Raw genomic sequence first — 23,253 nt, 5'->3', positions numbered from 1 at the left:
ATGATCCTGCTGCTGTCGACGTCCGACACCGATTTGCTCAGTGCCCGCGCGGCACAGACCCCGGTGCCCTACCGGCTCGCCAACCCGGCCCGGCTCCCGCTGGACGACCTCCCCGCGCTCCTCGACGGCGTCGAACTCGTCGTCGTACGGCTGCTCGGCGGGGTGCGCGCCTGGCAGGAAGGGCTCGACACGCTGCTCGCCCAGGACCGCCCGGTCGTCGTGCTGACCGGCGAACAGGCCCCGGACGCCCAGCTCATGGAGGCCTCCACGGTCCCGGTCGGGATCGCCGCCGAGGCTCACGCCTACCTCGCGCACGGCGGGCCCGGCAACCTCGGCCAACTGGCCCGCTTCCTGTCCGACACCGTCCTGCTGACCGGACACGGCTTCGAGCCGCCCGCTCCCGCGCCCTCGTGGGGCGCGCTGGAGCGCGCCGCGCGCGAGGACGTCACCGGCCCGCGGATCGCCGTGCTCTACTACCGCGCGCACCATATGAGCGGCAACACCGCCTTCGTCGAGGCGCTCTGCCGGGCCGTCGAGGACGCCGGAGGCCGTCCGCTGCCGCTGTACGTCGCCTCGCTGCGCGCGCCCGAGGCCGAGCTGCTGGAGGCCCTCGCCGAGGCCGACGCGGTGGTCACCACCGTGCTGGCCGCGGGCGGCACCCGGCCCGCCGAGGCCTCGGCCGGCGGGGACGACGAGGCGTGGGACGCGGGCGCGCTGGCTGCGCTGGACGTCCCGGTGCTGCAGGCGCTGTGCCTGACCGGCTCGCGCGCCGCGTGGGAGGAGAACGACGAGGGCCTCTCGCCTCTGGACGCGGCGACCCAGGTCGCCGTCCCGGAGTTCGACGGGCGGTTGATCACCGTGCCGTTCTCCTTCAAGGAGACCGACGAGGACGGCCTGCCCGTCTATGTAGCCGACCCCGAGCGCGCCGCGCGTGTCGCGGGAATCGCGGTACGACACGCCCGGCTGCGCCACATACCGGCGGCCGACAAGCGTCTCGCGCTCGTCCTGTCCGCCTACCCCACCAAGCACTCCCGTATCGGCAACGCCGTGGGCCTGGACACGCCCGCCAGCGCCGTCGCCCTGCTGCGCCGGCTGCGCGCGGACGGCTTCGACGTCGGCCCCGAGGAGGGGCCCGAGTCGCTGCCCGGCCTCGCCTCCGGCGACGGCGACGAGCTGATCCGCGCCCTCATCGAGGCGGGCGGCCACGACCAGGACTGGCTCACCGAGGAGCAGCTGGCCCGCAACCCGGTCCGGGTCCCTGCCGCCGACTACCGCCGCTGGTATGCCCGGCTGCCGCAGGAGCTGCGCGAGGCGGTGGAGGAGCACTGGGGGCCGCCGCCGGGCGAGATGTTCGTCGACACCAGCCGCGACCCCGAGGGCGAGATCGTGGTGGCTGCGCTGCGCCGGGGCAATCTCCTGGTCGTCATCCAGCCGCCGCGCGGCTTCGGCGAGAACCCGATCGCCATCTACCACGACCCCGATCTGCCGCCCTCCCACCACTACCTGGCCGCCTACCGCTGGATCGCCACCTCCCAAGCCGACGGCGGCTTCGGCGCCGACGCCATGGTGCACCTGGGCAAGCACGGCAATCTGGAGTGGCTGCCCGGCAAGAACGCGGGCCTGTCCGCCGCCTGCGGCCCCGACGCCGCGCTGGGCGACCTGCCGCTGATCTACCCGTTCCTGGTCAACGACCCGGGGGAGGGCACGCAGGCCAAGCGCCGCGCCCACGCCACCCTCGTCGACCACCTCGTGCCGCCCATGGCCCGCGCCGACTCCTACGGCGACATCGCGCGCCTGGAGCAGCTGCTGGACGAGTACGCCGCCATCTCCGCGATGGACCCGGCGAAACTCCCCGCCATCCGGGCCCAGATCTGGACCCTCATCCAGGCCGCCAGGCTCGACCACGACCTCGGCCTGGAGGATCGGCCGGACGACGACGGCTTCGACGACTTCCTGCTGCATGTCGACGGTTGGCTGTGCGAGGTCAAGGACGCCCAGATCCGCGACGGCCTGCATGTCCTCGGCACCGCCCCGGCCGGCCCCGAACGGGTCAACCTCGTCCTGGCCATTCTGCGCGCCCGGCAGATCTGGGGCGGCACCTCGGCGCTCCCCGGCCTGCGCGAGGCACTCGGCCTCGACGAGTCGGCCGCCACCCGCACCGGCGCGGACGAGGCGGAGGAACGCGCCCGCGCTCTCGTCCAGGCGATGGAGGACGCCGGCTGGGCGCCGGAGGCGGTCGAGAAGGCGTGCCTGGGACTGCCCGAGGAGCAGCGCGACGCGGTGACCGCGATCCTTGACTTCGCCGCGCGTGAAGTCGTGCCGCGGCTGGCCGCCACCACCGACGAGATCGACCACGCCGTACACGCCCTGAACGGCGGCTTCGTCCCCGCGGGCCCCTCCGGCTCACCGCTGCGCGGCCTGGTCAACGTCCTGCCGACGGGCCGTAACTTCTACTCCGTCGACCCCAAGGCCGTGCCCAGCCAGCTGGCCTGGGAGACCGGCCAGGCGCTCGCCGACTCGCTGCTGGAGCGCTACCGCCGCGACAACGACGGCGCGTGGCCGCGCTCCGTCGGCCTGTCGCTGTGGGGCACCAGCGCGATGCGCACCTCGGGCGACGACGTGGCCGAGGCGCTCGCGCTGCTGGGCGTCCGCCCGGTGTGGGACGACGCCTCGCGGCGCGTCACGGGACTCGAACCCGTCCCCCTCGACCAGCTGGGCCGCCCCAGGGTCGATGTCACCCTCCGCATCAGCGGCTTCTTCCGTGACGCGTTCCCGCACGTCGTGGCGCTGCTCGACGACGCCGTACGCCTCGCCGCCTCGCTCGACGAGCCCGAGGCCGACAACTACATACGCGCCCACGCCCAGGCCGACCTCGCCGAGCACGGCGACGAACGCCGGGCCACCACCCGCATCTTCGGCTCCCGCCCCGGCACCTACGGCGCGGGCCTGCTCCAGCTCATCGACAGCCGCGACTGGCGCACCGACGCCGACCTGGCGGAGGTCTACACGGTCTGGGGCGGCTACGCGTACGGCCGCGGCCTGGAAGGCCGCCCGGCCCGCGCGGAGATGGAGAGCGCCTACCGCCGGATCGCGGTCGCGGCCAAGAACACCGACACCCGCGAACACGACATCGCCGACTCGGACGACTACTTCCAGTATCACGGCGGCATGGTCGCCACCGTGCGCGCCCTCAAGGGCACCGCCCCGGCCGCGTACATCGGCGACTCCACCCGCCCCGAGACGGTCCGCACCCGCACCCTGCACGAGGAGACCTCCCGGGTCTTCCGCGCGCGCGTGGTCAACCCTCGCTGGATCGAGGCGATGCGCCGCCACGGCTACAAGGGCGCCTTCGAACTCGCCGCGACCGTCGACTACCTCTTCGGCTACGACGCCACCACGGGCGTGGTCGCCGACTGGATGTACGACAAGCTCGCCCAGAGCTACCTCCTCGACCCCGAGAACCGCTCCTTCCTCCAGGACGCCAACCCCTGGGCGCTGCACGGCATGGCCGAGCGGCTGCTGGAGGCGGAGAGCCGAGGCCTGTGGGAGCACCCCGATTCCGAGGTCCTGGCGGCGGTGCGGGAGCTGTACCTGGAGACCGAAGGCGGCATAGAGGGCGGGGCGGGCGGGGAGGACGAAGCCGAGTGACAGAGTCGGGGAGTGAGCCGGTGGCCGGGACGGCGCCGCTGGAGTCGGTGGGCTGGGTCTGCGTACGCGACGGGCGGCTGCTGGCCGTGCGCACCCGCGGGCGCGATGTGTTCTACCTCTGATCCCGCGCGGTGCTCCCACGTTTGCGGGGCAGGTGAAGCGCATCGCTGAGCTGACGGTGTAGAGCATCGTCGCATCCCTCTGTAATGCATCTGGCACGCTCAGTGCATGATCGGGGGCGACAGCCAAGTCTCCGACAGCCCGAGCGAGCCGCGTGCTTGCTCCGGCGGCTGGAAGGGTCGTCGTCGGACAGGCATGACCTGTCAAACTCCCCGGAGCGATTCAGGGGAGAATCTCCCGGATCCATCGGGGAGAGAACTTCAACTGCCCGGAGGCAAGCTCGAACCGGGGAAGGGCGGGCCCCGGGCGCTGGCCCGGAGCTCGGCCTGACCGCCGCGTCCGCCGCCCGTGACGCCGCCTGCCCGGGACGCGGCCCGCCGGGACGGGCGGGCCCGGTGCCGGGTCAGGAGCGCTTGAGGGGCGCCGGGGGAGCGGCGGGCCGGGAGGCGGAGCGGACCCGCTCGGGCCAGGGCGGGCAGTTCACCAGCTCGGCCCACTCCCGGTCGTAGCGCCCCGGCACGGCCCGGCCCGCGGAGGCCCAGCGCTCGACCAGGGCGGCGTAGATGGGCACACAGGTGCTCTGATGGAGCGTTTCGCCGCCCGCGGTGCTCCGGTCCAGCGCTCTGCTCGGCTGCGAGAGAGAACGGCGTCGCATCGTCGTCGTCATGTCAGGCCAACGCGCCGCGCCCGGCGTGGTCACCGGCTCTCTGTGGAGCTCACCCGGACCGGGGCGGTCTCGCACATATCATCGACCGTGCCCGACAATGAAAAGCATTGCCGAATTCAGAAAGGCATTGCGCATCGCCGCCGGTCCACGCGATCTGGGCACTTGATAACCGTGTCCATTGCAGCCTTTGGATTATTTTCCGATGTGCTGTTCAATTGCGCTGTTCCGCTAGGCGATTCGAGGAGGAGCGGGTGGGCACCCATACGCACGGGCACGGGCACGGCCATGCCGGGCACAGCCATGGTGTGGCGGAGAACGCCGACCGTCGCTGGCTGCTGGCGGCGCTCTCGCTGATCAGCGGCTTCATCGTGATCGAGGGCGTCATCGGCGTGGTGGCGCGCTCGCTGGCGCTGATCTCCGATGCCGCCCACATGCTCACCGACGCCGCGTCGATCGTCCTCGCGCTGTTCGCGATCCGACTCGCGGCCCGCCCCTCGCGCGGCGGCTACACCTACGGTCTCAAACGTGCCGAAATTCTCTCCGCCCAGGCCAATGGGCTCTCGCTGCTGCTCCTCGCGGTGTGGCTGGGCTATGAATCGGTGGAGCGTCTGATCGACCCGCCGGACGTGAATGGCGCCCTGGTCCTGGCCACCGGAATCGCCGGAGTGGCCGTCAATATCGCGGCGGCCTGGTGCATGTCCAAGGCCAATCGCAGCTCGCTCAACGTCGAAGGCGCCTACCAGCACATCCTCAACGACCTGTTCGCCTTCATCGGCACCGCCGTCTCCGGTGCCGTCGTCCTGACCACCGGCTTCGCGCGGGCCGACGCGATCGCCTCGCTCGTCGTAGTCGCGCTCATGATCAAGGCCGGGGTGGGGCTGGTCCGTGCCTCCGGCCGGGTGCTGCTGGAGGCCGCGCCGAACGGGGTCGAGCCCGACGAGATCGGGGACCGGCTGGTGTCCCACGCGGCCGTGGCCGAAGTGCACGATCTGCATGTCTGGCAGATCACCTCGGGGGAGGTCTCGCTCTCTGCCCATGTGCTGGTCGCGGCACCGGACGGCGACTGCCACACCGTCCGTGAGGATCTGGAGCGGGTGCTGGGCGAGCACTACGGGATCACCCACACCACCCTGCAGGTCGACCACCTCGGCGACCGCCGGTCGCCGCGCGGCGCGGACGGCCCGGCAGTGGGGGGTGACCCGCGCGACGAGCACTGCCTCGCCGCCCATGGTCCGGTGCACCGTTCGGCGCCGCACGGCCATTGACGAATTCCCGGTGCGGGTAAGCCACCACCCCGATTCGGAAATCAATGCGTCGAACTGATCCCCGATTCTCGGCGCATATCGATGGCCCCGGTGCCGATCTCTGAAGCGCGTGCGGCTCATTAATCGATTCGCGTATCAACGGACACAGATGCGATTGAGCCGAAATATGGCGCGGATCTACTGATCATGCAGGCCGGAGGTATGCTCTCGGCTGCGACCTGAATACGGGGGCACGGGCAGGGCCTTGTGGCGCCACGATGAACCGGGGGAGTTCGCGTATGAGGTTTCAGGTTCTGGGAAACTTCGAAGTGCTGAGCGACACCCGCGCCCAGACGCCGAGCGCTCCCAAGCTCCGCCGGGCCCTGGCCCTGCTGATACTGCGGCACAACGAGGTCGTGCCCACCAAGGCCCTCATCGACGAACTCTGGGGGAGCAGGCCCCCGGACAAAGCCATTCGCGCCGTACACACCTACATCTATGAACTCCGCCGCGGCCTGACCCGCCCGGGCAGCGGCGGAGAGCCGTTCCTGCAGACCCGGCCGAGCGGCTATACCGTCCGCGTACCGGAAAGCGCGATCGACCTCAATTCCTTTCGGGTTCTGGTCAAAGAAGGCAGGGAGGCGCTCGCCGCGGGGGATCCGGGACACGCCCGGGAACTGCTGAACCGGGCTCTGGGGCTGTGGCAGGGCAGCGCCCTGGCCAATGTGGACTGCGGGGAACTGCTCGAAGCGCATGCGACCGAGCTGGAGGAGAGCCGGCTGCGGGCCCTGGAGATACGCGTCGAAGCCGACTTCCAACTCAGCCGGCACCAAGAATTGACCGGTGAGCTCAAGGCGCTGGCCGCCGCCAGACCCCTGCACGAGGGCATCCACGCCAAACTGATGCTCGCGCTCTACCGCTCGGGGCGGCGCGGCGAAGCACTCAAGGTCTTCCACGACCTGCGCCGCCATCTGGTCGAGGAGCTGGGCCTGGAGCCGGGCCCCGAACTCCAGCGGCTGCAGCGCTCCATGCTCGCCGGGGACCCCTCGCTCGACCCGCCGGCCGCCGCCCCGCCCCCGCCGCCAAGCCGCGCGCAGCCCCCGGCGCCGCCCGCCCAACTCCCCCGGGACACCGTCGGCTTCACCGGGCGGCAGGCCGTGCTCGACGAGGCCGGCGGCCTGCTCGCGGCGCACGGCGGCGGCACGGGCCTGCCCGTGGTGTCGCTGGTCGGCATGCCGGGCGTCGGCAAGACGGCCACCGCCATCCACCTCGCCCACGCGGTCCGCGCCCGCTATCCCGACGGGCAGCTGTACATTCCGCTGGGCGGATCCCAGCCCACCCCGGCGACCGCGGCGGAGGGGATGGAGCACATCCTGCGGGGGATCGGCGTGGCGCCGCGCGACATCCCGACCACGCTGGGCGGGCGGATGGCGCTGTTCCGTACCTGGAGCTCCGACCGCCGGGTGCTGTTGGTGCTGGACGACGCCGACTCGCCGCAGCAGGTCGAACCGCTGCTCCCGGGCGGCACCGGCTGCGCCGTGCTGATCACCGGGCGCTCCCTGCTGTACGGGCTGCGCGGGGCGCGGACCGTGGCGCTGAGCTGCCTGTCCACCGCGGAAGGCGGGCAGCTGCTCACCCGGCTGATCGGGCGTGAGCGGACGGACGCCGAGCCCGAGGCCGTCGCCGATGTGGTGCGGCTGGCGGACGGGCTGCCGCTGGCCATCACCTTCCTCGGCGAGCGATTGATGGCCTTGCGGCCGGTCAGTATCTCCTGCGTACTGGCGAAGATACGATCCGCCAAGGGGCAGCACCGGCTCTCCGAGCTGTCGGCGCTGGGGCTCGACCTGTACGACCGGCTGGACGGTTGCTTCCGCAAGCTCGACGGGGACGCTCAGGAGGCCTTTCTGCGGCTGGCCCTGATGCCGCGTCGGCTGTTCACCGCCGGGCAGGGCGCGCGGGTGCTGGGCACCGACACCACTACGGCCGACGTGTTGCTGATGCGGCTGGTCGACGCCTCACTGGTGGAGGTCGCGGGGGAGCGGGCGGCGGGCCGGCGGCACTACCGCTTCCGGGAACTGGTCCGCGAATACGCGCTGGAGCGGATGGCGGTGCCCCGTACGGCACCCGCGGTGCGCCGATTCACGGGTTTCTGAGCCCTCTGCCCCCGAAGGTCGCGGGCGGTGCTTTCAGCCGGCGTCCGCGGCCCGGTGTCCGGCTCGCAGGGCGGGCAGCACCACCTGGTCGACCATGGCCTCGATGGCCCGGTCGTCCGGCGGGGTGCCGTTGAGCAGATAGTGCATCATCACCTGCGCCGGCCCCGTCCTCGCGGAGAACGGGCTGGCCGACTCCCCGGGGATCTCCCCGCGCTCGGCCGCCCGCCGCAGGATCTCCGCGATGGCCTCGAGCCGCGGCTCGATGAATCTGGTGCGGAACACCGCGATCAGCTCGGGGTGGCGCAGCAGATCCCCCAGCAGCACCATCGCGGGCGGGCCGGTGCGGCCGGTGAGGGAGTCGGCCATCCGTCGCAGCGCCGCCACCAGCTCCTCGCGCAGATCGCCCGTCTCGGGCAGCTCCTCGCTGGGCAGCAGGACATGCTCGAAGGCGTCGAGCAGCAGGTCCTGCGGGGTGCTCCAGCGGCGGTACAGCGCGGCCTTCCCGGTGTGCGCCCGCTCCGCGACCCCCTTGAGCGTCAGCCTGCCGTAGCCCAGTTCGGCGCACTCGGCGATCGTCGCCTCGTAGATGGCCCGCTCCAGGGCGGCGCCCCTGCGGCGGGTCCGTACCGGCGGCGCCGGTGCCTCCTCCGCGCTCATCCGGCCGCCTCTCTTCCCGACAAGCACTGCCCCCGCCAAGCCCTAAAAAGCCCCGTCAAGCGCCTGCAAGCCCCTTTGCGGACTCTATCAGCGGGGTCTACTCTGCCAAATAGAGAACAGATTGGTCTACTATCAGCACGGCGGCGCATCGCTGCGCCCTCTCCTCAACGAGGGGCGAAAAGAGGGGCGAACGACCATGAACGGCACCCAGCACCCCGCGCCGCCGCCCCGTTTCCGGTGGGCGGTCCTGGTGATCGCGGGAGCGCAGCTGATGGTGGTGCTGGACATCAGCATCGTGAACATCGCGCTGCCCAGCATCCGCGACGACCTCGGCTTCACCCGGTCCGGGCTGCAGTGGGTGGTCAACGGCTACACCCTCGCCTTCGGCGGGCTGCTGCTGTTCGGCGGGCGGGTGGGCGACCTCCTGGGCCGCCGCCGGGTGTTCGCCTGCGGGGTCTGCGCGTTCGCGCTGATCTCCCTGCTCGGCGGCTTCGCCGACGAGCCCGGCCAGCTTATTGCCGCCCGCGCCGCGCAGGGCGTGGCCGGCGCCCTCGTCGCGCCCACCGCCCTGGCGCTGATCAGCACGACCTTCCCGGAAGGGCGGCAGCGCCGCGCCGCGTTCGGCGTCTACGGGGCGGTGTCCGGCTCGGGCGCGGTCATCGGGCTGCTGCTGGGCGGGCTGCTCACCGACAGCCTCTCCTGGCGCTGGGTGCTGTGGGTCAATGTGCCCATCGGCGCCGCGCTCGCCTGCGGCGCCCTGCTGGTGCTGCCTTCCTCCGCGCGCCGCCGCGGCCGGTTCGACCTGCCCGGGGCCATCTCGGTCACCGGCGGGCTTACCGCGCTGGTGTACGGGCTGGTCCGCGCCCCCCAGCACGGCTGGACCGACCGCTGGACGCTCACCTCGTTCGCCGCGGCGGCCGTGCTCCTCGTCCTGTTCCTGCTGATCGAGGTGCGCGGCCGGCAGCCGCTGATGCCGCTGCGCGTCTTCGCCGACCGCGACCGCTCCGGCGCCTACGCGGTGACCCTGCTGACCGGCGCGGCGCTGCTGAGCACGCTCTTCTTCCTCGCCCAGTTCGCGCAGGACGTGATGGGCTACTCACCGCTGCGCAACGGCGTGGCGTTCCTGCCCAACGCCGCCTGTGTGCTGCTCTTCTCCGGGCTCGCCTCACGGCTGACCGCCCGCGTCGGCGCCATGCCGCTGATGGCCGCGGGCGCCGCCTCGATGGCCGTCGGCCTGGTGTGGCTGTCGCGGCTCGACGTCGGCGCGAGGTACGCCACCGACCTGCTGCCGGGCCTGCTGCTGTACGGGTCCGGCCTCGGCCTGCTCTTCGTACCGCTGTCCATGACCGCGGTCGCGACGGTCGCCGACGAGGACTCCGGCCTCGCCTCCGGGCTGCTCAACACAGCCCAGCAGGTGGGCGGTTCGCTGGGCCTGGCCACCCTGAGCACCGTGGCCGCCGACTCCACCCGGGACGCCCTGCCCTTTGGCCGCCCGCCGACCCGCCCGCAGCTGGCCCACGCGCTGGCCGAGGGCTGGGCCACGGCCCTGTCCGTCAGCGTGGCCTTCGTCGGCTCTGCGCTGGTCGTCGTGGTGGCCGTGATCCGCGCCCGGCCGGGGGCCGCCGCGCGGCCCGCCGAGCCCGCGACACGACAGGATACGGCCACCCCCACCCCGGGCTGACCCGGGCCGACGCCCGCCCTTGTGAGAAACCTGTCCGCTTCCTGAGCGTCGGTGTGCAGGCTCGCCGCATCGGCTCTTTCCGGTTCCCCCGGACGCGACCCGGTCCCCGGGCCGCGCTGAGCCGAGCGCCGCACACACAGCCGCACACACAGGGGGAGTGGTACGGATGGAGCGGGTCGCTCTGGGACTTCCGGTCGGACCGGGCAACGAAACGCGGGTGGCACGGCTGCTGCGCCGCCTCGCCCCGGCCAAGGCCGGCGAGGCGCGCACCGAGGCGGTGGCGACCTTCACCGCGCCGGGCCGGGTGCTGCACATCGCCGACACCACCGGCGGTCTCGACGGCCTCGTCGCCGACCTCACCACTCACCCGGACGTCGCGGCCGGTCTGCGCGAGCTGTGCGGCATGCCCCACCGGCTGCCGGCGGCCTCGTATCTCATCCGGGCCAGGCTCACCCGCTGGGCCCACTACGCCCGGCCGCACCCCGCGCGCCTCCCGGTGCACCGCCGCGCCCTGCTCTACCCGGTACGGCCGGGCAAGGGCGAGGAGCTGCGCCGTCTGCTGGCCGCCGGAATCGCCCCCGGGACCTCCCAGCAGCTGGCGTCCGCCCTGATCAGCAGCACCATCTTCGCCCGCCAGGACCTCGTCGTCCGGTTCTGGGAGGCCACCGCAGACCCGGCCGAGGAGCTCGACAACATCGCCCGCGTCGTCCCGCGTTCCGGCCTGGGGGCCAAGCTCAACCGGCTCCTGGACGTCGAGCAGGACCTGACCACCGACGCCGGGTTCCGGGCCTTCTTCACGGGCTGCGCGATGTCCCCCGTCCCCGGCGCGGGCGCCTGGGCCCGGCCGTAGCCGCGCCACGGACCGCGCCGCCACCAGCCACCTCACCACCGTCACTTCCGAGGAGGAATCGTGACCGCACAGCCTGTCCCCGTCGTCTCGTTGGACGACGCCTTGCCCAACCGCCGGCGCGGTGGAGATCTGCGCACCCTGCTCAGCCCCAAGACGGTCGGCGCCACCTCCGGCTTCCTCGGCGTGGCGATCATCGAGCCCGGCGAGTACGTGGCCGAGCACTACCACCCCTACTCCGAGGAGTTCCTGTACGTGGTGTGCGGCGACCTCGTGGTCGACCTCGATGGCACGCCGCGCGAACTCCACGCCGACCAGGGGCTGATGGTCCCGATCGGGATGCGCCACCGCGTGCGCAACACCGGAGCCGCCCAGGCCAGGATCGTCTTCCACCTCTCGCCGCTGGCCCCGCGCCCGGAACTGGGCCATGTGGACACCGAGACGGTCCCCTCACCGGCCGCCGGCACGCTCGCCCGGGACGCGCGGTGAGTCGCACCGCCGTCATCACCGGGATCGGGGTGGTGGCCCCCGGCGGGGTCGGCACCAAGGGCTTCTGGGAGCTGCTCACCGCCGGGCGCACCGCCACCCGGCGGATCTCCCTCTTCGATCCCACCGGATTCCGCTCCCAGGTGGCCGCCGAATGCGACTTCGACGCCGCCGCCGAAGGGCTGAGCCCGCAGGAGATACGCCGGATGGACCGGGCCGCCCAGTTCGCGGTCGCCGCGACGAGGGAAGCGCTCGCCGACAGTGGGCTGACCCCCGCCGAGGCGCCCGCGCATCGCACCGGCGTGAGCCTGGGCAGCGCCGTCGGGTGCACCACGGGGCTGGAGGAGGAGTATGTCGTCCTGAGCGACGGCGGCCGGCTCCACCTGGTCGACCACCGCTACGGAGTCCCCGAGCTGTACGGCTACATGGTGCCCAGCACACTCGCCGTCGAGACGGCGTGGGCGTGCGGCGCCGAGGGGCCGGTCGGCCTGATCTCCACCGGCTGCACCTCGGGTCTCGACGCCGTCGGCTACGGCGCCCAGCTCATCGCCGAGGGCTCGGCCGACGTGATGGTCGCGGGCGCCACCGACGCGCCCATCTCGCCCATCACCTCGGCCTGCTTCGACGCCATCAAGGCCACCTCGCCCAACAACGACGACCCGGCGCACGCCTCCCGCCCCTTCGACCGCCTGCGGGACGGCTTCGTCCTCGGCGAGGGCGCGGCCGTGCTGGTGCTGGAGGAACGCGGCCGCGCCGAGGCCCGGGGCGCGCATGTCTACGCCGAGCTCGCGGGCTTCGCGAGCCGCAGCAACGCCTTCCATATGACCGGACTGCGCCCCGACGGCCGGGAGATGGCCGAGGCCATCCGGGTCGCCCTGGACCGGGCCCGCCTTGCGCCGGGCGACGTCGACTACATCAACGCGCACGGCTCCGGCACCCGCCAGAACGACCGCCACGAAACAGCCGCCTTCAAGCGCGCGCTCGGCGAGCGGGCCCGTGAGGTGCCCGTCAGCTCCATCAAGTCCATGGTCGGCCACTCGCTCGGGGCGATCGGCGCGATCGAGGTCGCCGCCTGCGCGCTGGCGCTGGAGCACCAGGTCGTGCCGCCCACCGCCAATCTGCACCACCGGGACCCCGAATGTGACCTGGACTACGTCCCGCTGACGGCCCGTGACCACTCCATGGACGTGGTGCTCTCGGTCGGCAGCGGCTTCGGCGGCTTCCAGACGGCGATGCTGCTCAGCCGGCCCGGGAGGGCCCGGTGACCCCCGCGGCCGGGCCGGCCACGCGCACCGCCACCGCCGTCGTCACGGGCCTTGGCATCGTCGCGCCGGGGGGCATCGGCGTCGAGGAGTACTGGTCGGCGATGCTGCGCGGGCACAGTGCCATCGGCCCCATCACCCGCTTCGACGCCTCCGGCTATCCGGTGCGGCTGGCCGGCGAGGTGTCCGGCTTTCGCACCGAAGAGCGCATCCCCAGCAGGCTGGCCGTCCAGACCGACCGCTGGACCCACCTGGGGCTTGCCGCCGCGGAGGCCGCGCTCGCCGACGCCGGGGCGGACCCGCACGCCCTGGCCGAAGTATCCGGGCTGTCCGGGATATCGGAATACGACATGGCGGTCGTGACCGCCTCCTCCTCCGGCGGCACCGAGTTCGGGCAGCGGGAGATCGAACGGCTGTGGTCGCGCGGGCCCCGGCACGTCGGCGCGTACCAGTCGATCGCCTGGTTCTACGCCGCGACCACCGGCCAGATCTCCATCCGCCACGGCATGCGCGGGCCGTGCGGGGTCATCGCGGCCGAGCAGGCCGGCGCCCTGGACGCGCTCGCGCACGCCCGCCGGGTGGTGCGCGACGGCGCCCGGCTCGTGGTCAGCGGCGGCACCGACGCCTCGCTGTGCCCCTACGGTCTGGTCGCCCAGCTCTCCACCGGCCGGCTGTCCACCCGCCAGGACCCGGCGCGGGCCTACGTGCCCTTCGACGCCGAGGCCTGCGGCCATCTTCCGGGCGAGGGCGGGGCGATGCTGATCGTCGAGGACGCGCGCTCGGCCCGGCGGCGCGGCGCCGCCCACGCGTACGGCGAGATCGCCGGGCACGCGGCCACCTTCGACCCGCCACCCGGCTCCGGCCGTGAGCCCGGGCTGCGCCGCGCCGTCATGAACGCCCTGATGGACGCCCGGACGGCCCCGGAGGAGATCGACGTCGTCTTCGCCGACGCCGCCGCCGTACCCGCCCTCGACCGCGCCGAGGCGGACGCCCTCGCCTGGGTCTTCGAGCCGTACGGCGTGCCCGTCACCGCGCCCAAGACGCTGACCGGCCGGCTCTACGCGGGCGTCGCGCTGGACGTGGCCACCGCGCTGCTGGCCATCCGCGACGACGTCATCCCGCCCACCGCGGCCGGGGTGACCCAGCACCCGGACCACCGGATCGACCTGGTGGTGGGCGAGCCGCGGCCCGGCCCCGTGCGGGCGGCCCTGGTGGTCGCCCGGGGCTTCGGTGGCATGAACGCCGCGCTGGTCCTGCGCCGGACGGATCCGCGCGGGTGAACGAGCAAGGAGACGCCATGACCGAATTCACCATCGACGACCTGAGGCGGATCATGCGCGGCAGCGCGGGCGCCCAGGACGGGGAGCGCATCGACGGGGAGAACCTCGACGCCGACTTCGCCGACCTCGGCTACGACTCGCTGGCCGTACTGGAGATCCAGTCGCAGATCGAGAACACCTTCGATCTGACGCTGCCCGACGACGCCCTCAGTCGGATGCGCACCCCACGGGAGACCGTGTCCGTGGTCAACGCCTGTATCGGAACGAAGGAGTGAGCCGACGCATGACCGAAGCGACCGAAGCCACCGAAGCGGCTGAAACGACCGAGCGCGCCCGCACCGACAACGCCATCGTCATCGACGCGCCCCTGGAACTGGTCTGGGACATCACCAACGACGTCGAGAGCTGGCCACGGCTGTTCAGCGAGTACGAGACGGCCGAGATCCTCCACCGCGACGGCGACACCATACGGTTCCGCCTCACCATGCACCCCGACGAGAACGGCACCCGCTGGAGCTGGGTGTCCGAGCGCACCGCGGACCCGGCCACCCACACCGTCCGCTCCCGCCGCGTCGAGACCGGGCCCTTCGCATTTATGGACATCTTCTGGGAGTTCACCCAGGAGCCCGAAGGGGTGCGGATGCGCTGGGTCCAGGAGTTCCACATGTCGCCCCGGGCGCCGGCCGACGACGCCGCCATGACCGCGCACATCAACCGCAACACCAGGATCCAGATGGAGCTGATCCGCGACCGGATCGAGGCCCGCGCCCGCGCGGCGGCCTCTTGAGCCGACTGAACCGGCTCGCCCTGACCACCGCAACACCACACCGAGGAGATCCCCATGGCCACGACCTTGATCGTCGCCCGGCTGAAGCCCGGCGACCACCAGGCCGCGATCAGCGGCCTGTTCGCGGAGTCGGACGCCACCGAACTGCCCGACCTGGTGGGCGTCCAGGAGCGGCGGCTGCTGACCTTCCAGGACCTGTACTTCCACCTCGTCCGCACGGACGAGGCCCTGTCCAAGACGCTCACGCCACAGCACGACAACCCGCTGTTCCTCTCGATCAGCGAGGCGATGGACGAGTACGTCACCCCGTACGAGGGCGCCTGGGGCAGCGTCCAGGAGGCCTCGGCCCGGCAGTTCTACCACTGGAAGCGCGGCATCGGCCAGGTCCGGCCCTGACGACTCGGAGGGAGCACACCGTGACAAACGTGACAGACGCCACAGGTATGACAGATACGACATCCGCCACGGATACCGACAACCCCGGAAACTCGTACGACGCCGTCGTCATCGGCGGCGGTCCCGCCGGCTCGAGCACCGCGGCCCTGCTGGCCCGGGCCGGCCACCGGGTGCTGGTGGTGGAGCGGGAGAAGTTCCCCCGCTACCACATCGGCGAGTCCCTCATCCCCGGCTGCCTCGACCTGGTCAAAGAACTGGGCCTGTGGGAACGGCTGGAGAGCCTCTGCTTCACCAAGAAGTACGGCGGCACCCTGCTGTGGGGCGCCACCGAGGGCACCTGGGAATTCCGGTTCGCCGACGGCAGCGACTACGAGTACTCCTTCCAGGTGCGCCGCGCCGATTTCGACGCCCTGCTGCTCACCCGCGCCCGGGAGCTGGGCGCCCGCGTGGTAGAGGAGGCCACGGTCAAGGAGGTGGAGTTCGACGGCGACCGCGCCACCGGCCTGGTCTACACCGTCAGGGGCATGGACGAGCCCGTACGGGTCTCCTTCCGCTTCCTCATCGACGCCTCCGGCCAGCAGCGGCTCCTCGGCCGCCGGCTCGGACTCGTCGAATGGCACGAGGACCTGCGCAATGTCGCGGTGTGGAGCTACTTCCAGGGCTGCGACTTCATCGAGGGCGAGAACCGGGCCGGCGACGTGGTCGTGGAGAACATGTGGCAGGACGACCAGCCCCCCGGCTGGTTCTGGTTCATCCCGCTCCACGACGGCACCGTCAGCATCGGCTATGTCACCCGCACCGCTCTGCTGCACGACTCAGGCCTGACCCCGGACCAGCTGTTCGAGCAGCAGCTGGCCGCCTCGGAAGAGGTCAAGCGGCTCACCCGGAACGCGACCAGGGTCAGCGCCTACCGCACCCTGCGCGACTGGAGCTATGAGTGCACCCGCTTCCACGGCCCCGGCTGGGCCGCGGTGGGCGACGCCGCGGCCTTCGTCGACCCGCTGTTCTCCACCGGCGTCACCCTGGCCATGCGCGGCGCGCGGGAGCTGGCCCCCGCGATCGACCAGGCGCTGCGCGACCCCGACCAGGAGACGAACCTGCTCAAGGCGTACGAGGACGGCTACCGCGAATTCCTCGGCCACGTCCTGACCTTCGTGCGCTTCTTCTACAACATCAAGATGCGCAAGGAGCAGTACTGGGAGGGCGCCCAGACCATCGTCGACCCGCAGAAGCTCCAGCCGCCGAAGATCGACTTCGCCGCTCTGCTGGCCGGGATGACCGGCACCCGGCCCACGCCCGAGATGCAGGCGGACGCCAGGGCCAAGACCCACGACATCCACTCCCGCTTCACCACATGAAGACCGCCATGCCGGTGGAGGAACTGCTGCCGGCCCTCGCGGCGATTGTTCTCCTCGTACGGGGCGTACACGCCCTGGCCCGGCGCTGCCGCCAGCCGGCGGTGGTGGCCGAGCTGGCCGCGGGCATCCTCCTCGGTCTGGCGCTCCGCCTGGTGCTCACCGACGAGGCGGAGGCCGCGATCCTCACCCGCCCGGTGCGCGAAGGGCTCACCGCGCTCGGCGGCCTCGGGCTGCTGCTGTTCCTCTTCGAGACGGGGTGCGGGGCCGGTGGCGGCCCGGCACCCCGCCACGGCCGGCGGGCGCTGTGGATCGGCGGGACGGCGTTCCTGGTGCCGTTCGCCGCCGGGCTCGGCGCGGCGTACGCCATCGTCGGTGAGCACGGCCCCGGGGCCTCCCGGACCACCGCGTTCGTGCTCTTCCTGGCCACCGCCCTCGCCGTCACCGCGCTGCCCGTGCTGGCCCGGATCGTGGACGACCTCGGGCTCGCCGACACCCGTCTGGGCACCCTGGCCGTCGGAGGCGCGGCCGTCTGCGACGCGCTGGCCTGGACCGTGCTCGCCGTCGCGCTCGCGGTCGACGGGGAGCGCGAACCGGGGCGGGCGGCGGCCGGCCTCGCCGGATGCGCCGTATACACCCTGGCGCTGCTGACCGTGGTGCGCCCGGTGGTGCGACGGCTCACCGCCCGCGGCCCGGCCGCCCCGTACGGCACGGCGGCCTTGCTGTGCGCCGGGGTCCTGCTCTCCTCCTATGTCACCGCCCTGCTCGGGGTGCACGCCATCTTCGGCGCGTTCCTCTTCGGCTTCGCCGTCCGGCCGGCAGGCCCGCCGCGCGGCCAGGGACCCGCGGCGCCCGCCCCGAACCCGCTGGGGCCGGCCCGGGCGGTGCTGCGCCCGGTCGCCGGGCTGCTGGCCCCGGTGTACTTCGTGGTCAGCGGCATGGCGGTGAACGTGAGCGCGGTGGCCGCCCAGCTGTGGCTGCTGGGCTTCCTCGGCGGGGTCGCGCTCGTCGCGAAGGTCACCGCCGCGGCCGGGGCGGGCGCCCTGTGCGGGCTCGGCCGCCGCGAATCGGTCCTGCTGGCCGTGTTGCTGAACACCCGGGGCGTCACCGAGCTGGTGATCCTCTCCATCGGCTGGTCCAGCGGACTGCTCGACCAGCAGATCTACGGCGCGATGACGGTCTTCGCGCTGTTCGCCACCGCGCTCACCGGGCCCGTGCTGCTGCGCTGGGGCTCCGCCCGCCCGGCGGACCCCGCCACGGCCCCACCTCATCCCTCATCGAAGCCCTCACCGGAGCCCCAACGAAAGGCGGAAACGCTGTGACCGACACCCACACCGACACTCACACCGACACCGACACCGACTACACCCCCGAGCTCGCGACCGCGGTCCGGGTGAAGGAACTGGCGATGGGCCTGTGGGTCTCCGCCATGATGATGACCGCCGTTCACCTGCGGATTCCCGACGAGATCGATGACAAGCCGGTCGAGGCGGGCGAGCTCGCCGCCCGGCTGGACCTGCACCCCGAGGCCCTCGCCCGGCTGCTGCGGGCGCTGGCCGCGCACGGCGTCTTCGCGGAGGTGGCCGAGGACCGCTTCGGACACACCGAGCTCTCCCGGGTGCTCCGCGAGGACCACCCGAACAGCGTGCGCTACCAGGTGCTGTGGACCGTCGCCCCCTGGACCTGGCAGGCCTGGCCGCATCTGGAGGAGGCGGTGCGCACCGGCGAGCGGGTCTTCCCGCGCCTGTACGGCAAGGAGTTCTTCGCCCATCTCTCCCAGGACGCCCCGCAGTCCGCCGAGGTGTTCAACCGGGCCATGACCCAGTCCTCCACGTTCACCTCGGCCATGGTCGCCGAGGCCCTGGACGTGACCGGCGTACGGGTCGTGGTCGACGTCGGCGGCGGCCGCGGCCACCTGCTGCGCACCGTCCTGGAGCGGTACCCGTGGCTGAGCGGGGTGCTCTACGACCTGGCGCCCGTGGTGGCCTCGGCGGACCCCGCGCTGCGGCCCGGCGGCGAACTCGCCGACCGAGCGCAGGTGGTCGCGGGCAGCTGCCTGGACGGCGTCCCGCCCGGCGACCTCTACATCCTGAAGAACCTGCTGGAGTGGGACGACGAACGGACCGTCACTACGCTGCGCCATGTGGCCGGGGCGCTGCGCTCGGGCGGCCGGGCGGTGCTGGTGCAGAACCTGGTCGACGACAGCCCCGAACCCAAGGTCACCACCGGGATGGACCTGCTGCTGCTCCTCAACGTCGGAGGGAGGAAGCACACCAGGCGTCAGCTGACCCGGTTGCTGTCCGAGGCGGGCCTCGAGATCGCCGCGACCCGTCCCACGGCCAGTAGCCTCTTCGTCATCGAGATCGCCCTGCGCGGCTAGACCGCCCGTCCCCGCCCCCGCCCCGGGACCCGCCCGGGCGGGCGGTCCGACGCTCCGGGCGGTCGAGGGCGACCGGGGGCAGGAATTCGCGGATGAGCGTGCGGTGCCACCACGCGCCGGTGGCCCGCAACTCGCGCCAGGTGGTGAAGCGGTACAGGAACAGGCGGGCACGGATGTGTGTGGGCGGCGCGTCGGGGAAGGGACACACCCGCAGCAGCTTCAGCGTCGCCCGGTCGCCCTCCAGCAGCTTGGTGACCAGCGGGCCGAACCAGGCCCGGGCGTAGGCCGGCGAGATCCCGGCGAACCACATCAGCCAGTCGAGACGTAGATGATACGGGGCGAACTGGCGCGGCATCCGGCGCACATCGCCCGGCTTGCCCCGGAACTCGTACTCCTTCCACACCGCGTCCGGCGTGGGCACCGGCTCGTCGGTTCCCTGGATCACCACCTCGAACCGGGCGCGGCTGACGCTGCCGAAGGCGCCGTAGGTGTTGACCAGGTGCAGCGGATTGAAGGAGTAGTTCATCAGCTGACTGCCCGACACCAGGTTCCGGGCCGGCCAGTAGCTGAGCACCACCACCAAAGCGGTGGCGGCCAGCACCGCGGCCTCGAACCACACCGGGGGAGCGGCGAGCGGCGGCGGCTCGTGCAGCCCCAGCGCCCGGGCCGCGCGCCGCCCGTCGACCGCGGCGAGGGCCAGCAGGATGGTCACCCAGTTCAGCCACGAGAAGTTGCCGGACGCGACCAGCCACAGCTGGGTGACCACGATCACGGCCCCGGCCACGCTCGCCACCGGCTGCGGCGTGAACAGCGCGAAGGGCACGACCAGCTGGGCGACGTGGTTGGTCGCGACCTCGACCCGGTGCAAGGGCCTCGGCAGCCGGTGGAAGAACCAGCTCAGCGGGCCCGGCATCGGCTGTGTCTCGTGGTGGTAATACAGGCAGGTCAGCTGCCGCCAACAGCGGTCCCCCCGGATCTTGATCAGCCCGGCGCCGAATTCGACCCGGAACAGCAGCCAGCGCAGCAGCCACAGCACCAGGACCGGCGGCGCGGTGCGGGCGTTGCCGAGGAAGACGGCGAGGAAGCCGGTCTCCAGCAGCAGCGACTCCCAGCCGAAGCCGTACCACACCTGTCCGACGTTGACGATCGACAGATACAGCAGCCACAGCACCAGCCACATCAGCATCGCGGCCCACAGCGGCACCCGGTCCGCCGCCCCCGCCATCAACGCGGCGGCGAGCGCGGCCCCCAGCCAGGCGCAGCCGGTGAAGAAGCCGTCCGAGAAGTGGAGGTGGAAGAGGCTCGGGGAGCGCCGGAACGGCATCCGCGCGGTGAACCGCGGCACCGGCGTCAGGCCCCGCTCGCCGATCAGGGCCCGCCCCTGGTTCGCCGCGACCGCAAAGGCGATCAGATAGAGGGCCGCCAGCCCGCGTTGGAAGACCAGCCGGGTCAGCCAGTAGTCGGATGAGGTGAACCACTCCATGCGGAACCGCTCCCTGGGCCTGTTTCCCGGCTCGGTTCGCCCTCGCTGCCGGGCACCCGGCTATCCGTACCACCTACCGCCGGACGCGCGCGGCCCGGCGGGCCCCGGGGCGGGCCGAGTTCATCCGGTCGGCGCGCCCGGCCGCCGGCCCTCGCTTAACCGGTTCAGGGCCGCCGTGGCGAGGCGGTGCTGCCGCGCGGGGTGAGGGCCGGGGTGGGCGCTTGGTGGGCGCTGGGCGCCGCCTGGCCGAGCACGTCGAACAGGCGGCGGGCGACCTCGGCCCCGAAGCCGAAGACGTCATGGCTCATCGCCGACAGCGTGGGGCGGGTGAGCTGGCACAGCTGGGAGTCGTCCCAGGCCAGCAGCGAGACGTCCGCGGGCACCGACAGACCCATCTCGGCGGTCACCGACAGGCCCGCCACCGCCATGATGTCGTTGTCATAGATGACCGCCGTCGGCCGGTCGGCCGAGGCCAGCAGTGCCCGCGTGGCACGGGCCCCCTCATCGCCCGAGAAGTCGGTGGTGACCGTGCGCCCGTCGGCCAGCCCCAGCTCCCGCACGGCCGCTTCGAAGGCGGCGGTACGGATCACGCTGTGCCCCAGCGTGGCGGGGCCGCTCACCCGGGCGACCCGCCGGTGGCCCAGCGCCGCCAGATAGCGCACCGCCTCGGTGACGGCGGTGCCGTCGTCCGTCCATACGCAGGTGAAGCCGCCGGCCAGGGACGGGTGCCCGGCGGCCACGGCGGGCACCCCGAGCCGGAGCAGCTCGGGGACGCGTAGATCCCCGTCGTGGAGGTCGACGAGAATCGACCCGCCGACCTGCCGCCCCCGCCACCACGCCTCCTGGACCGCGATCTCCTCCCGCACATCCCGCACCAGCCGCAGCAGCAGCGAGCACGACCGCTCGACGAGCACGCTCTCGATGCCCGAGACGAACTCCATGAACCACGGCTCGAGTCCCATCATCCGGGCCGGCCGGGCGATGGCCAGGCCCACGGCGTCCACCCGCGCGTTGGACAGCGACCGGGCGGAGAGATGGGGCGCCCAGCCCAGCTCCCGGGCGGCCTCGAAGATCCGGGCCCGGGTGGCCTGGGAGACCCCGGGGCGGTCGTTGAAGGCGAGCGACACCGCGCCCTTGGAGACACCGGCCCGTGCGGCGACGTCCTTGATGGTGACGCGCCGCGGTGGGCCCGCCGTGACCTCGCTGTCCATGCACCGACTCCCACTGCTCGGCTGCCGCTCGCGACGAACGCCACACCCTACCGCGTCGGTAAACCGGTCAAGGTCGCTTTTGCGTGTGCCGTGCCCCGAACCGTCACCGGCCGGGCCGTTCGCGGTCCGTCACCCGCTCCGCCGGTACGCCGACGGACCGGGTGAGGGGCTGCGGCCCAGGACCTGGCCGAGCGCGCCCGTCGGCGGCTTCAGCAGGTCGCCGGCGCGGGGCAGCGACGGGCACGGCGCCACCAGGCCCCGCAGCCCGGCGGGAAGGGGCAGCCGGTGCCAGGGGACGTACCGGGTGACCAGGCCCAAGGCCGCGCGCACCGGGGCCGGAAGGACGGCGTCACGGCGCGGTGCGACGGATGTGAGCGGTGCGACGGGGATGAGCGGTGCGACGGAGGTGAGCGTTTCGGCGGGGGTGAGGCGCAGTCCCAGCAGCTGCGCGCCGCTCGCCTCGTACGCGGCCTTGCGGGCGCGGTTGAGGTTGCCCAGCGGGCGGAACTCGTCCGTGGTGTGCCAGGGGTTGAAGGCGAGCTGCTCCACCCGGCACACCGCCGAGTGGGCCGCGGCCGCGTCCAGGTCCTGGCGCGGCACGGTCAGCAGGGCCACCGGGACGAGGGGCGTGTCGCTCTCCTGCCACTCCACCGAGCCGTCCTCGACCGGGGTGCGGTGCTCGTCCAGATACCGCTGCACACACAGTTCGAAACAGATGTCGCCGGTGAACAGGCGCTGCGTCAGCTCCCGGTGCAGATAGTCGGGATCGCCGCGGTCGGGCGGCGGGGCCGGGGTGCCGCCGGGAGCGGGGCGCAGCTGGTAGCGGACCGGCCCCGCGTCGCCCCACAGGATCGCCCCGCAGCTCCAGAAGGTCTCGCGGGCCAGCGAGCCGACGGTGTGCCGGGCGGCGGTGTGCACATTGCGGCGCATCCGGGCGGCGGTGGACCAGCCGACCGCCAGCGGAAGCTTCACCAGCAGCCCGAAGGCCTGCTCGGCGGCGCTGCCCGCGCCCGCCATGGCCTTGGCGAAAGCGACGTATTCGCGCGCGTCGGCGGCGTGCGACACCGGGAAGCTGGTGGCCAGCAGATCGTGTGTCCCCTCCGGCCCGGCCTGCACCCGCACGGCCATCCCGCGCAGATCGGGCGCGGCGTCGGGCCGCTCGGTGCCGCTCGCGTGGGACAGCCGCACCACGGCCGGGTACTCGGCGCCCGGCTGCGCGTAGCCGACCCGCAGCGCCTCGGGCAGGTCGTCGTGGAACCGCAGCCGGGCGTTGTCCACGCCGAGCGTCGGCTTGGCGCGGAAGGTGCGCAGGAGGTGCGCGGGGCCGCCGTGCCGGCTCGCCCGCTCCACGCCCACCAACTCGTGCGCCAGCTTGTCGAGAACCAGCCGCTCAGCCTCCAGGCTGCCGCCCTCGTACCGTTCGTAGCGGAGGAATGACGCAGTGTGACGCAGCGTGGACCGCTCGTGCTGTGCGGTGTCGACCATGGGGGAAGCCTCCGTGCGGAACGGGGAGAGACGCGGTACGGCGGGGCGGCGCGGGCGTGCCGAGCCGGTGCGCGGCGCCGGTCCGGCTCTTGGGTCAGCGTAGGGGCGGGG

At 72.7% G+C, this 23,253-nt stretch carries 20 protein-coding genes; 15 read left to right on the top strand and 5 right to left on the bottom strand.

The features are described from left to right. Together cobN and PV419_RS19445 are read left to right on the top strand one after the other, a co-directional pair. A complete protein-coding gene (gene cobN, locus PV419_RS19450) occupies window positions 1-3,648 on the top strand; it encodes a cobaltochelatase subunit CobN (RefSeq protein ID WP_319690617.1) in 3,648 nt (1,215 codons plus the stop codon). Continuing rightward, window positions 3,645-3,770, top strand: a complete 126-nt coding sequence (locus PV419_RS19445) for a hypothetical protein (RefSeq protein ID WP_319690616.1) — start codon at window positions 3,645-3,647, stop codon at window positions 3,768-3,770. The genes cobN and PV419_RS19445 overlap by 4 nt, the downstream gene beginning before the upstream one ends. A gap of 401 nt (window positions 3,771-4,171) precedes the next feature. Here the strand turns inward: PV419_RS19445 and PV419_RS19440 are convergent, their stop codons facing one another. Continuing rightward, the gene (locus tag PV419_RS19440; protein ID WP_319690614.1) at window positions 4,172-4,423 is read right to left on the bottom strand and encodes a hypothetical protein; all 252 of its coding nucleotides are present in this window, start codon (window positions 4,421-4,423) and stop codon (window positions 4,172-4,174) included. Between the two features lie 263 nt (window positions 4,424-4,686). Between PV419_RS19440 and PV419_RS19435 the strand changes: the two genes are divergently transcribed. Beyond that, a complete protein-coding gene (locus PV419_RS19435; protein ID WP_319690612.1) occupies window positions 4,687-5,700 on the top strand; it encodes a cation diffusion facilitator family transporter in 1,014 nt (337 codons plus the stop codon). Between the two features lie 278 nt (window positions 5,701-5,978). Continuing rightward, window positions 5,979-7,832 carry a BTAD domain-containing putative transcriptional regulator gene (locus PV419_RS19430; RefSeq protein ID WP_319690610.1) on the top strand — a complete coding sequence of 618 codons (1,854 nt, stop codon included), beginning with the start codon at window positions 5,979-5,981 and terminating at the stop codon, window positions 7,830-7,832. Window positions 7,833-7,865: 33 nt separating this feature from the next. Here PV419_RS19430 and PV419_RS19425 read toward each other — a convergent pair whose 3' ends face one another. Next, window positions 7,866-8,489 carry a TetR/AcrR family transcriptional regulator gene (locus PV419_RS19425; RefSeq protein WP_319690608.1) on the bottom strand — a complete coding sequence of 208 codons (624 nt, stop codon included), beginning with the start codon at window positions 8,487-8,489 and terminating at the stop codon, window positions 7,866-7,868. A 196-nt stretch (window positions 8,490-8,685) separates the two neighbouring features. Between PV419_RS19425 and PV419_RS19420 the strand changes: the two genes are divergently transcribed. The 11 genes from PV419_RS19420 (at window position 8,686) to PV419_RS19370 (ending at window position 18,963) form a co-directional block, all read left to right on the top strand. Then, a complete protein-coding gene (locus PV419_RS19420; RefSeq protein ID WP_319690606.1) occupies window positions 8,686-10,170 on the top strand; it encodes an MFS transporter in 1,485 nt (494 codons plus the stop codon). A gap of 166 nt (window positions 10,171-10,336) precedes the next feature. Next, window positions 10,337-11,020 carry a SchA/CurD-like domain-containing protein gene (locus PV419_RS19415; RefSeq protein WP_319690604.1) on the top strand — a complete coding sequence of 228 codons (684 nt, stop codon included), beginning with the start codon at window positions 10,337-10,339 and terminating at the stop codon, window positions 11,018-11,020. 60 nt (window positions 11,021-11,080) lie between these two features. Continuing rightward, on the top strand, window positions 11,081-11,506 hold the full coding sequence (locus PV419_RS19410) for a cupin domain-containing protein (RefSeq protein WP_319690602.1): 426 nt from the start codon (window positions 11,081-11,083) through the stop codon (window positions 11,504-11,506). Further along, entirely contained in the window at window positions 11,503-12,768 is a 1,266-nt protein-coding gene (locus tag PV419_RS19405; RefSeq protein ID WP_319690600.1) for a beta-ketoacyl-[acyl-carrier-protein] synthase family protein, read from the top strand. The genes PV419_RS19410 and PV419_RS19405 overlap by 4 nt, the downstream gene beginning before the upstream one ends. Continuing rightward, on the top strand, window positions 12,765-14,045 hold the full coding sequence (locus PV419_RS19400) for a ketosynthase chain-length factor (RefSeq protein ID WP_319690598.1): 1,281 nt from the start codon (window positions 12,765-12,767) through the stop codon (window positions 14,043-14,045). Before PV419_RS19405 ends, PV419_RS19400 begins: the two co-directional genes overlap by 4 nt. Window positions 14,046-14,062: 17 nt before the next feature. Next, window positions 14,063-14,320 carry an acyl carrier protein gene (locus tag PV419_RS19395; protein ID WP_319690596.1) on the top strand — a complete coding sequence of 86 codons (258 nt, stop codon included), beginning with the start codon at window positions 14,063-14,065 and terminating at the stop codon, window positions 14,318-14,320. A gap of 8 nt (window positions 14,321-14,328) precedes the next feature. Then, the gene (locus PV419_RS19390; RefSeq protein ID WP_319690594.1) at window positions 14,329-14,832 is read left to right on the top strand and encodes an SRPBCC family protein; all 504 of its coding nucleotides are present in this window, start codon (window positions 14,329-14,331) and stop codon (window positions 14,830-14,832) included. Between the two features lie 54 nt (window positions 14,833-14,886). After that, entirely contained in the window at window positions 14,887-15,228 is a 342-nt protein-coding gene (locus PV419_RS19385) for a TcmI family type II polyketide cyclase (RefSeq protein WP_319690592.1), read from the top strand. Between the two features lie 47 nt (window positions 15,229-15,275). After that, window positions 15,276-16,586 carry an NAD(P)/FAD-dependent oxidoreductase gene (locus PV419_RS19380; protein WP_319690590.1) on the top strand — a complete coding sequence of 437 codons (1,311 nt, stop codon included), beginning with the start codon at window positions 15,276-15,278 and terminating at the stop codon, window positions 16,584-16,586. Next, window positions 16,583-17,905: a cation:proton antiporter gene (locus PV419_RS19375; protein ID WP_319690588.1), complete on the top strand. Its 1,323-nt coding sequence runs from the start codon at window positions 16,583-16,585 to the stop codon at window positions 17,903-17,905. Before PV419_RS19380 ends, PV419_RS19375 begins: the two co-directional genes overlap by 4 nt. Continuing rightward, entirely contained in the window at window positions 17,902-18,963 is a 1,062-nt protein-coding gene (locus PV419_RS19370; RefSeq protein ID WP_319690586.1) for a methyltransferase, read from the top strand. Before PV419_RS19375 ends, PV419_RS19370 begins: the two co-directional genes overlap by 4 nt. On the opposite strand, the gene PV419_RS19365 is transcribed toward PV419_RS19370, so the two are convergent. The 3 genes from PV419_RS19365 to PV419_RS19355 all read right to left on the bottom strand — a co-directional run bounded on the left by PV419_RS19365 (window position 18,938) and on the right by PV419_RS19355 (window position 23,142). Next, window positions 18,938-20,446: a lipase maturation factor family protein gene (locus PV419_RS19365; protein ID WP_319690584.1), complete on the bottom strand. Its 1,509-nt coding sequence runs from the start codon at window positions 20,444-20,446 to the stop codon at window positions 18,938-18,940. The two genes, PV419_RS19370 and PV419_RS19365, sit on opposite strands and share 26 nt — an antisense overlap. A gap of 164 nt (window positions 20,447-20,610) precedes the next feature. Then, entirely contained in the window at window positions 20,611-21,657 is a 1,047-nt protein-coding gene (locus PV419_RS19360; protein WP_319690582.1) for a LacI family DNA-binding transcriptional regulator, read from the bottom strand. Window positions 21,658-21,786: 129 nt separating this feature from the next. Beyond that, the gene (locus tag PV419_RS19355; protein ID WP_319690581.1) at window positions 21,787-23,142 is read right to left on the bottom strand and encodes a hypothetical protein; all 1,356 of its coding nucleotides are present in this window, start codon (window positions 23,140-23,142) and stop codon (window positions 21,787-21,789) included. Window positions 23,143-23,253: the final 111 nt, after the last annotated feature.

It is taken from the genome of Streptomyces sp. ME19-01-6, from assembly GCF_033793745.1.
Classification (GTDB): Bacteria; Actinomycetota; Actinomycetes; order Streptomycetales; family Streptomycetaceae; genus Streptomyces.
This window is presented reverse-complemented; position numbering and strand designations above follow the sequence as displayed.